This is a genomic window from uncultured Fretibacterium sp., assembly GCF_938040765.1.
GTDB lineage: Bacteria > Synergistota > Synergistia > Synergistales > Aminobacteriaceae > CAJPSE01.
In genome coordinates this window covers 1-9,455 of the sequence record NZ_CALIAA010000238.1, presented here as the reverse complement: position 1 = coordinate 9,455, position 9,455 = coordinate 1, and the positions used below count along the sequence as shown (strand labels likewise).

Here is a 9,455-nt window from a genome sequence, read left to right as displayed (position 1 = left end):
CGGGCACGGCCTCCATCCCCCTCAGGGTAACGCCCAGCGTGGCGTTCATGAGGAAGCCTCCTCTCCGTGGATTGAAGATGTCCTTTTCAGCCTGAACGGTTCCGCCTGAGGCGTATCGATGGCGTCGATGATCCTCAGCTTGAGTTCCTCATCGTCGAATTCTTCGTTTACCGTGTTGACAACGATCTCGTACAGCAGGTCCTTGCCGATCGCCCCAGCCGCTACGTGCCGGCAGATATTCTCCATTTTGGCCATGAATCGTCCGGCACAATAGACGTACCCGTTCAACAGAAGCATGTGCGTCCACAGTGTGATGGCGATCCGCTTGTTGCCGTCCAGAAAGAAATGGCCCCGGCACAGAGAAAAAAACAGGTGCGTCAACTTCTCCTCGAAAGTCGGGTAATACGTGTCGTCCCGAATGAAGTCCAGGACGCTCCGGAACCGCGCTTCGCCGTCGCCGATAAATCCGCTGGCGCCCCCGCCGCTTACGGCGATGGTCTTGGCATAGACCGACAAGGCGTCCTGAGGCGTAGGGTACAGGATAACCATTTAGCCTCGATCCCTCAGGCGTTTCAGCACATCCTGCGCGTCCTCGATGCGCTCCGCCAATTCCTTGCTCTTTTCCCCAAGAAAGCGCTCGAAGTCCTCGACCGGCAGGGCGCGGATGTATTCGGAGATGTTCTCGTGCAAGGCGTCACGGAATGCCAGATCGCGGCTGGCCATCTTCATTCGGGCCTTTTCGATCAGGGGTTTCCAGAGCGGGAGGGCGGCCAGCTCGTCAAAAACAGAGTCCACCTCCCAAGGCTCCAGCTTTCTCCCCAATGCCTCGCTGCGCTTTTCCAGCTCGGAGGCCAGCCCGCTCTCGAAAGCCGTAATCAGATCGAGCACCTCGGAATAAAAAGTATGGCGGGTTCGATCCTTCTGGGCAAGCCTCAAGATTTTCCGATACTCCTGGTTTCTTTCCCTGAAGATGGCGAGGTAGATTTTGTTGGTGTAATTGGCGTACTTGAAGTTGCCCCCACTCACAAAATCCCTGAGCGCATCCGTAAATTGCCTGTGGTAATCCTCATCCTGATACAGCGAGAAGATGAAATCCTCATCCCTCTGGTTGATGTATTTCGTCGAGCCGCCGCACCGCAGATTGATGGTATCGATCACGATATCCAGGATCATCTGACGCATCAGGCGAGCACGACTGCCCTCCACCACCAGCATCGCGAGGTTCAGGAAGGCGCGGAAATCGAAGACGCCCAGCTGAGGGCTCCTGAGAATGTTCCCGACATCGATTTCGGGAACATCCGTTTGAGAAAGTATTTTTTTCAGTGATTGCAAGATCTCGCCCCGCAAAACCACATACCCGTTTCGGACAAGTTCCTCGTTGTGGCTTTCAAGATAGCGCTCCACCGTGCGAGGCGCTATCTCCAGGAAGGACGCGACCTGCTCCTTCAAAAAGACGTATCGGCCCTGAAAAAGAATCCCTCGGAATCCGACAGCCTTTTCTATCTCCCGCATCGCCATGGCGTTGTTCAACACATTGCTGCGATCGAGGTGGGAATCCGTTAGGTTTCGGCTCATCTTTGCGTTTTTGTCCCTTCTTCGATCCATGGACTCATGACGGGCAGTCCATCCCGCGCGTGACGTCCCGGACGTGCTCCAGGCGCCACTCCGGCTCCGCGGCGTCGCGGTCCGCCGTGCTTACCGTGAAGCCGATCAGGTCGATGCGCCAGGGGCCGGTCCAGCCAATCCGGTCCGCGTGGGCCCGGCCTGCATCCACCAGGCGGCGGAGCTTCCGGGGCCCGACGGAATCCAGGGACGACTGCACCTCCCCCAGCGTGCGGCAGCGCACCTCCACGATCACCAGCTCCGATCCGTCCATCGCGACGATGTCGAGCTCCCCGTAGGGGTTGACGAGGTTGCGCCCCAGGACCTTCCAGCCGGGGGATCTCCTGATATAGGCCTCGGCCCGGTCCTCGGCACGCCGCCCCAGCTCCAGGTGGCGCGTCATGCCGACTCCCCCCTGTCCAGTCGATAGACCCAGGCCAGAACGCGGGCCACGACCTCATAGAGCTCGGCCGGTATCTCCTCGCCCAGCTCCAGGGAGAGCAGCGCGGAGACCAGCGCGGCGTCCTCGACAATGGGGACCTCCGCCTCCAGGGCGCGCTCCACGATCTTCCGGGCGACGAGGCCCTCCCCCCTGGCGACGACGGTCGGGGCCTCCATCGCCTCGCGGTCGTATTGGAGGGCGACGGCCCTGTCCCGCTTCCGGCCGCTCATCAGACGGTCAGGTCCAGGCCCCGCCCGGACAGGAGACGGTTCCTGAGGCGCTCGACGACGCTCCGGGAGATGCCGATGAACCGGACGGGCAGCGCCGTGCCCTCCAGCTCCTCGCGGACGTCGCCGCGCCTCCGCTTCAGAAGCTCGCAGGTCTCGGCACGATCGGCATGGAGGTCGAGGTTGCAGCCCCGCCCGTCGCTCTCGACGGTCCCTCCGACAAAACCCAGCCTCGGCCCCTCGACGCCGAACCCGACCTGCCAGTACCTCCGGCCGTCCTCCTCGCAGACCCGCCCCACGAAGACGCGCGCCGTGAGGTCCGGGGCATCCTCCGGTCCCGGCCAGAATGGCGCGCCCAGCAGAAGGGGGTTGACCTCGTCCCTCGGGGCGTGCATCAGCAGGGAGTGCGCCCGAAGGAAGCGGGCGAGCTCCCCCTCTCCCTCCTTCAGGCCGCGCAGGACCTCTACGGGGTCCTCGCCATTTCGGGCCCGTTCCCTGAGCTCCTTGCGGATCCGCGCCCAAAGGGCCGTCGCCGCCCCGCCGCCGAGGGCCGCGTATTCCGTCAGGAGCCGGACGTTCTCCGCCGTCAGCGGGGCCCCGCGGGCCCAGAGCTCGATCAGGGAGGAGAGCTGGTCCGGAGCGCTCCCCACGCGCCTCCAGGCGTCCCGTACCGCGGCCAGCACCTCGTCCGAGAGCGGCAGGCCGCGCGCCAGAAGCGCCGTCGCCACCTCGCGGTCGGAGGCGGGGACCCGGGAGAGGAAGGAGAGCTCCTCCGGGGAGAGCCGCAGGACGGGGACGCCGTCGGTCCCCGAGGCGTCCCAGACGGCGCGGAAGCGCTCCCCCGCGATGAGGGTCAGCGTCGCCCGAGCCAGAAGGGTCTGGGCCGGGCGACCGTCCTGCGCATCGATGCGGACGGAGTAGGTGCCGTCCGCATTGCGTCCGAGCACCTGTCCCTCCACCACCGTCCCCGTGCGAGGGGAGGCGAGCGGCGATGGGGAAACAGGCCTCCCCGGGGAGGCGGGGGCCGTTCCGATCCCTCCGGTCCCGGTCTGGTTGGGACCTATCTGCACGTTGAGGTTGGAGATCGGGGGCATGGCTATCTCTCCTTATCTTCTCCTCGCCTGCATTCCTCCCGGCGTATGTTCCGGCAGAAGGATTCGCGGTGCACGGGCGAGAGCCCGTGCCGGGCCACCGCCTCGCGGTGCATGGCGGTCGGATAGCCCTTGTGCCGGGCGAAGCCGTAGTCCGGCCACAGACGGTCGAGGGCGGTCATGGCCCTGTCCCGAAGCACCTTGGCGACGACCGAGGCCGCCGAGACGGCCGGGACGATGTCGTCCGCGGCCACGAGCGGCCACTGAGGGAAGGGCAGGTCCGGGATCTCCAGGATGCCGTCGACCACCACGCACTCCGGCTCCCGCGCCAGCAGGGGCCGCAGGCGGAGGACGCTCCGCCCCATGGCCCAGAGCGACGCCCGGGAGATGTTGTCGCGGTCGATGCGCGCCGCGCCGGCGGCCTGGGCGCGCCACGCGACGCCGAGCTCGGCCATCGCGTCCCAGAGACGCTCCCTTCCCCGCGCCGTCAGCTTCTTGGAGTCCCGCAGCCCCAGGGATAGCAGGGCCTCCTCCTGAACGGGGGTCAGGGAGACCGCGGCGGCGACGACGGGCCCCGCCAGAGGCCCCCGCCCCGCCTCGTCCGTCCCGACGATGGCGCCGGGCCCCGAGGACCGAAGCACGCTCAACCGCTTCAGGGCCTCGTCCCGGGAGACCCGGGGACGGGCGGCCCGCCCCTCGGCCCCGCGCTCTAGGCCGCCCCGTCTCCCCACAGCGGGTCCCCCGGAAGCTCCAGGGTGGCCGGCCCCAGCTTTCCGGACGAGAAGGCGTCCATCAGGCGGCGGCCCGCCAATTCCCTGTCGACCTCCCCCCCCGAGACGAGGCAGCCCAGGCGGCGACCCAGCCGCTCCAGCGTCAGCTCACCGGGCTCGTCCCGCTCCTCGATCTCCCATTTCTTCAGGAGCGCCCCGAAGAGCCCGCGCGCCCTGAGGAAACGGATGAAGGAGAGCGCCGAGGTCTCGAAGCCGCCCAGCACCTCCGCCTTCGCGCAGCCCAGCCAGGAGAGCACGCTGTGGACGCCCGGCTCCGCGTGAGGGTCCAGGATCCCGGGCGAGTCCACGATCAACAGGTCCCCGCTGCGATACCAGCTGACCTCCCGGGTCAGTCCGGGGATCCCCCCGACGCGGGCCTGCGCCTTGCCCACCAGGGCGTTCAGCAGCATCGACTTGCCGACGTTGGGGATGCCCATGACGGCCAGCCTGAGCTCCCGGTGAGCCGGCTTCCGGGCCGAGAGGGCCTTGCGGAGGGCCGTCGGCCGCTCCCTGCGGAGGTCGAGCGCCCATACCTCCCGCCCCCCGAGCTCCAGCTCCCGGATCCAGACCCGGGTCCGCTCCGGGTCCGCCAGGTCCTTTTTGGCGAGAACGAGCATCACGGGCTTGGCACGGGCGAAGGAGGCGACGAGAGGGGCGGAAGTAGAAAAAGGCGCGCGAGCATCGCGCACCTCTACGATAAGATCCAGCTTTTCGAGGAGCTCGGCCAGCTTGCGCCCCCCGCGGGCCATGTGCCCGGGATACCAGACGGTCCGTCCCACTTCAGCGCGGAAACCCGATGCGGGTCAGGGGCCAGTAGCGGAAGAAGACCGGGCCGTGGATGTCGGACGCCGGAATGAAGCCCCAGAAGCGGCCGTCCTGAGAGTTGGGCCGGTTGTCGCCCATGGCGAAATAGCTGTCCTTCGGTACCGTGAAGGGAACCTCGGGGAAGACCCGGTTGGGTCGAAGGGTGTATTGGTCCCGGTTCTGGACGTAGGGTTCGTCGATGGGCTCGCCGTTGACGTAGACCGTCCCGCTGCGGATATCCACGGTGTCCCCCGGAACGGCGATGATGCGCTTGACGAAATCCCGGTCCCGGTCCTCAGGATACCGGAAGACGTAGATCGTCCCCCGCGAGGGCTCGAAAAACCAGTTCCAGAACTTCGCTACCAAGACCCGATCCCCCACCTCCAGGGTGGGGATCATCGAACCGCTGGGGATCCAGAAGGCCTGCACGATAAAGGTGCGGATGATCATCGCCAGGGCAAACGCCCAGACGATGGTCTCAAGTGTCTCTCTCCACCATGGTTTTACGACTTCAGAAGCCAAATGACATGTCCTCCGTTCCCTCTCTCGACATTCTTCGATTACTATAACGCGAATGCCCTCCGCAATCAAGAGAGGAAACGTTCCGCCGCCGGGACAAACCCTAGAAAAAACGTGTATAATAAGAAAACCTGCGTAATCCATGCAATTGTAAACGAACCTGTCCGTTTTTTCATCTTTTTCAATTTTATTTAGGGGGGAATCGTCCATGTCGTTCCATCACAGCCGTTCCAAACGCCCCGGCGCCCTGCAGCTGAGGAGCAAGATGCTTCTCAGCATCCTGTCCGTCGTCGTCGTCATCTTTTCCGCCGTCATCCTCTATGTGGCCGTGTCCTCGTCGAACAACGTGACCCAGGACGCCGAGGCGCTCACCCTGACCTCGGCCAAGGCGGCCGCGCTCTCCGTCATGGGTACGATCACGACCAACATCAACATCCTGACGACGATCGCGGAAGCCATCCCCCGCCTCGACAGCAGCCTGGGCAGCTCGCGGAACACCGTCCTGACCCTGCTGGAGTCGGGCACACTCCAGCGTCCGGAGATCGCCTCCATGTGGCTGGCTTTCGAACCCGATGCCTTCGACGGCCGGGACAGCGATTTTGCGGGCGAAGATTGGTACGGCAAGACGGGGCAGTTCACCGCCTCCTTCGTGGAGAGGAACGGAAAGGCCGTCCGCACCAACGACGTGACGCCCGAGAAAATTTACGTCCCCGGCGACGGGGACTTCTACACGGTCCCGCTCCGGACGGGCGAGGCCACCATCGGGGACCCGGAGTACCTCACTTACGAGGACGGGACGAAGGCCCTGGTCTCCACCATCTCCGTGCCCATCGAGATCGAGGGGAAAACGGCCGGCGTCGTGGGCATCGACCTGGACTACTCCCAGATTCAGGAGAGCCTGAAGTCCATCAGGATCATCAGCGACCGCACGGTCATCATGCTGGTCGACGACGACGGCTTCATCATCTATTCCACGACCCCCGAGTACGTCGGCAGGCAGCTGGGCGACCTCATCCACGGTCAGGAGAACGCCGACGAGACCCTTCGGAGCATCAAGGAGGGCAGGAACTATTTCCGCTACGGGCACTCCGCGTCCCTGAACGGGCAGGTTCTGAAGACCTACACCCCGGTGCACCTTCCTCCCGCGAAGCAGACCCTCTCCATCAGCGCCCTGGTGCCGGTCGACGACATGCTGGCCGACGCCCACTCGATGACCCGCAACACGATCCTGGCCGCCGTCGTGGGGCTGATTTTGATCTCCGGGACCGTCTACTGGCTCACCGGGCGCATCCTGCGTCCCATCAACGCCTTCGGGGGGCTTCTGAAGCGGGCCGCCACGCTCGACTTCTCGACCGACCAGTCCAAGGTCTGGCTGTACGACTACAAGGACGAGATCGGCGACATGACCCACAGCTATTCCCAGCTGAAGCACAGCATCGTGGACATGCTGCGCAAGCTGAACGCTCAGGCATACAGCTTCACCGAGTCCGCCCAGAACCTGGCGGCCATCTCGGAGGAGGCCGTGGCCTCCATGGAGGAGGTCAAGGCCTCCGTCGACGAGGTGGCGCGCCTCTCCGAGGAGAACTCGGAGTCGCTGGCGCGCACGAACTCGGCGGTCGACGAGGTCTCCCATGCCGCCACCTCGACGGCGAACTCCGCCGAGGAGGGCGCGGGCATAGCCGCCCGCACCGCGGACCTGACGCAGTCCGCCTCCATGGAGGTGGACGAGGCGGTGGAGAAGATCCGCCAGGCCGGGGAACGCTCCCGCGTGGGCGGCGAGTCCATCCGCAAGGTCAACGGGTCGGTCGAGTCCATCGCCGGCTTCGTATCCACGATAACGGGCATAGCCGACCAGACGAACCTGCTGGCGCTGAACGCGGCCATCGAGGCCGCCCGGGCCGGAGAGGCGGGACGGGGCTTCGCGGTCGTCGCCGAGGAGGTCCGCAAGCTCGCCGAGGAATCGGGCAACGCGGCCCAGGAGATCCAGAAGCTCATCGCGGGGCTGCAGAGCGACTCGGACAAGGCGGGCTCGGTCGTCCGCGACCTGGAGGCCCTGCTTGACGAGACGGTGAAGAAGTCCGGCGAGGCCCAGGAGAGCCTGAAGAAGGGATTGGACGAGGTCAACGCCCTGAGCGGCCACATGCAGACCATCGCCGCCGCGGCCGAGGAGCAGGCGGCGTCGAGCAGCGAGATGGCCGAGGCCATCGGACGGGTGACCTCCGCGACGTCAGAGGTGGGGCAGACGCTCGAGAACATCAAGCGGGCGACGGCGGACACCGCTGCGGCCAGCGAGAACGTCGCCGGGGAGGCCCAGAGCATGAGCGAGGGCGTCGCGCATCTGGAGCAGCTGCTCGATCAGTTCCAGTACGACGGCAAGGGGCAGGAGACCGGGAACAGGGCGCCGCTTCCGGCCCCAAGCCTAAAGAACAGGAAGTGAGGATCGGCAGCTCCTCCGCTGCCCCGATCGACGCTTCGAACACGATGAGCCCCTGATACGAGAGGGTCGGCCCCCGCGGGGACCGACCCTCTCGTCCTACTTTACCTTCTTTACCTTCCCCCGAGCCGATCGGGGCTCCCAGTACCCCCGTTATCCTCTCCGACGAGGAGCGCATGCCACGTTCTATCAGCGAAATGCAGGCACCCTAGGGCCCCAGGCCCCGGCGGGTCAGAGCCGCGTGTAGACCGCGCCCCGGGGCGTCAGGCGGCTGCGCATCAGCGAGATGTCGGAGCAGCGCCACGCGACGGACGGCACGCGCTCCAGCTCCCTCATCAGGGCCGGAGGCAGGGGCGAACCGTCCGACCGCGCCAGGGTCAGGTGCGGGCTGAAGGGCCGGTCGTTGCGCGGAATGCCGACCTCGAACAGGGCGTCGTCCACCCGCCCCGCAAGGGCCGTCAGCTCCGACGCGCCCCGGTCCCCGCCCAGCCAGAGCGTGCGCGGACGGGCCAGGTCCGGAAACGCGCCGGCACGGTGCAACTCGATGTCGAAGGGGTGAACCGCCACGGCCGCCACGGCCGAGCGAACCCGCTCGACCGCCGCCGGGGACAGCTCCCCCAGAAAGCGCAGCGTGATGTGGAGCTGCGCCCGGGTCACCCAGCGGCAGCGCGCCAGCGGCCTCAGCCGATCCAGCAGCCGTTCCGCCTCCCGGGCCGCCGCCTCGGAGAGCAGCACGGCCACGAAGGTCCGGACCGTCTCCCCGGACTCAGGCACGGTTCAGTTCCTCCAGAACCGGAATCACGCGGTCCAGGGAGTCCACGCGCCTGTAGAGAAGACGCTCCACCTCCGGGGTCGGCGGCAGCAGGTCGGGGACCATGACGGGGAGCATCCCGGCGGCATGGGCCGCCTTGATCCCGTTGTAGGAGTCCTCCAGGACCATGCAGTCCGAGGGCGCTGCGCCGAGCTCCGAGGCGGCCTTCAGGAAGATGTCCGGCTCGGGCTTGCTCCGCGCCACACGATCTCCGGTCACGACCGCGTCGAACGGATGGTCCAGGTCGGCGTGCGCCATGTAGAAATCGACGAAGCGGCGCTCGCTGGAGGTGGCGATGGCGGTCTTCAGCCCGTTCGACCTCAGCCAGGAGAGCAGTTCCCTGAGCCCCGGCTTCTCGGGCATCCCATTTTGCTCGATGTGCGCGAACGACCACGCCACCCGGTCCGCCCGCACGGCGTCGAAGTCGAACCCGGGTCCGAAGTGCTCGGTCATCAGGCGGCGCGTCACGGCGAGGTTGGCCCCGATGTGGCCGTATATGACCTCCTCTGTCATCTCGTACCCGTGCCGCCTGCCCGCCTCGACCCAGCCCCGCATGTTCAGGGACTCCGTGTCGAACATCAGGCCGTCCATATCAAAGATAACCGCAGAGACCAATCGCCTCAGCCCGCCTTTCCGCTTGAAGGTACGAAAGAAGGGGCCCGGAAGGTCCGGGCCCTCTCCCCCAAGCCTATGCATTAGTATGGGGGCTTCGCCCCCATCCCCCACGCCGCTATCCTGAGGCCGATCGGCCCGCA

At 66.1% G+C, this 9,455-nt stretch carries 11 protein-coding genes; 1 reads left to right on the top strand and 10 read right to left on the bottom strand.

Features of this window, described 5'->3' with window-relative positions:
* Positions 1 to 45: 45 nt before the first annotated feature.
* From Q0176_RS08170 to lepB, 8 genes are read right to left on the bottom strand one after another with little or no spacing between them, the layout of a single operon-like run.
* The gene (locus tag Q0176_RS08170; protein ID WP_299301339.1) at positions 46 to 549 is read right to left on the bottom strand and encodes a Fic family protein; all 504 of its coding nucleotides are present in this window, start codon (positions 547 to 549) and stop codon (positions 46 to 48) included.
* Positions 550 to 1,575, bottom strand: coding sequence for a DNA-binding protein (locus tag Q0176_RS08165; RefSeq protein ID WP_299301336.1), 1,026 nt, complete (start codon positions 1,573 to 1,575; stop codon positions 550 to 552).
* Positions 1,576 to 1,609: 34 nt separating this feature from the next.
* Positions 1,610 to 2,005: a YraN family protein gene (locus Q0176_RS08160; RefSeq protein WP_299301333.1), complete on the bottom strand. Its 396-nt coding sequence runs from the start codon at positions 2,003 to 2,005 to the stop codon at positions 1,610 to 1,612.
* On the bottom strand, positions 2,002 to 2,274 hold the full coding sequence (locus Q0176_RS08155; RefSeq protein ID WP_299301330.1) for an EscU/YscU/HrcU family type III secretion system export apparatus switch protein: 273 nt from the start codon (positions 2,272 to 2,274) through the stop codon (positions 2,002 to 2,004). The genes Q0176_RS08160 and Q0176_RS08155 overlap by 4 nt, the downstream gene beginning before the upstream one ends.
* The gene (locus Q0176_RS08150; RefSeq protein WP_299301327.1) at positions 2,274 to 3,365 is read right to left on the bottom strand and encodes a hypothetical protein; all 1,092 of its coding nucleotides are present in this window, start codon (positions 3,363 to 3,365) and stop codon (positions 2,274 to 2,276) included. Before Q0176_RS08150 ends, Q0176_RS08155 begins: the two co-directional genes overlap by 1 nt.
* Before the next feature lie 2 nt (positions 3,366 to 3,367).
* Positions 3,368 to 4,093, bottom strand: coding sequence for a ribonuclease HII (locus Q0176_RS08145; RefSeq protein WP_366797377.1), 726 nt, complete (start codon positions 4,091 to 4,093; stop codon positions 3,368 to 3,370).
* A complete protein-coding gene (locus tag Q0176_RS08140) occupies positions 4,072 to 4,911 on the bottom strand; it encodes a GTPase (protein ID WP_299301324.1) in 840 nt (279 codons plus the stop codon). Before Q0176_RS08140 ends, Q0176_RS08145 begins: the two co-directional genes overlap by 22 nt.
* Position 4,912: 1 nt before the next feature.
* Complete coding sequence (lepB, locus tag Q0176_RS08135; RefSeq protein ID WP_299301321.1) at positions 4,913 to 5,458, bottom strand: signal peptidase I; 546 nt, start codon at positions 5,456 to 5,458, stop codon at positions 4,913 to 4,915.
* Positions 5,459 to 5,663: 205 nt separating this feature from the next.
* On the opposite strand from lepB, the gene Q0176_RS08130 reads away from it, so the two are divergent.
* A complete protein-coding gene (locus tag Q0176_RS08130) occupies positions 5,664 to 7,892 on the top strand; it encodes a methyl-accepting chemotaxis protein (protein WP_299301318.1) in 2,229 nt (742 codons plus the stop codon).
* A gap of 228 nt (positions 7,893 to 8,120) precedes the next feature.
* Here the strand turns inward: Q0176_RS08130 and thpR are convergent, their stop codons facing one another.
* Together thpR and Q0176_RS08120 are read right to left on the bottom strand one after the other, a co-directional pair.
* Positions 8,121 to 8,663 (bottom strand): RNA 2',3'-cyclic phosphodiesterase, encoded by a 543-nt coding sequence (thpR, locus tag Q0176_RS08125; protein WP_299301316.1) that lies wholly within the window; start codon positions 8,661 to 8,663, stop codon positions 8,121 to 8,123.
* Entirely contained in the window at positions 8,656 to 9,315 is a 660-nt protein-coding gene (locus Q0176_RS08120) for an HAD family phosphatase (RefSeq protein WP_299301313.1), read from the bottom strand. The genes thpR and Q0176_RS08120 overlap by 8 nt, the downstream gene beginning before the upstream one ends.
* Positions 9,316 to 9,455 lie beyond the last annotated feature (140 nt).

What these genes read in the sequence shown, in the direction of transcription:
- Q0176_RS08165 (WP_299301336.1), bottom strand. Translation starts at nt 1,575, where the DNA reads ATGAGCCGAAACCTAACGGATTCCCACCTCGATCGCAGCAATGTGTTG.
- Q0176_RS08150 (WP_299301327.1), bottom strand. Translation starts at nt 3,365, where the DNA reads ATGCCCCCGATCTCCAACCTCAACGTGCAGATAGGTCCCAACCAGACC.
- Q0176_RS08170 (WP_299301339.1), bottom strand. Translation starts at nt 549, where the DNA reads ATGGTTATCCTGTACCCTACGCCTCAGGACGCCTTGTCGGTCTATGCC.
- Q0176_RS08130 (WP_299301318.1), top strand. Translation starts at nt 5,664, where the DNA reads ATGTCGTTCCATCACAGCCGTTCCAAACGCCCCGGCGCCCTGCAGCTG.
- Q0176_RS08160 (WP_299301333.1), bottom strand. Translation starts at nt 2,005, where the DNA reads ATGACGCGCCACCTGGAGCTGGGGCGGCGTGCCGAGGACCGGGCCGAG.
- Q0176_RS08155 (WP_299301330.1), bottom strand. Translation starts at nt 2,274, where the DNA reads ATGAGCGGCCGGAAGCGGGACAGGGCCGTCGCCCTCCAATACGACCGC.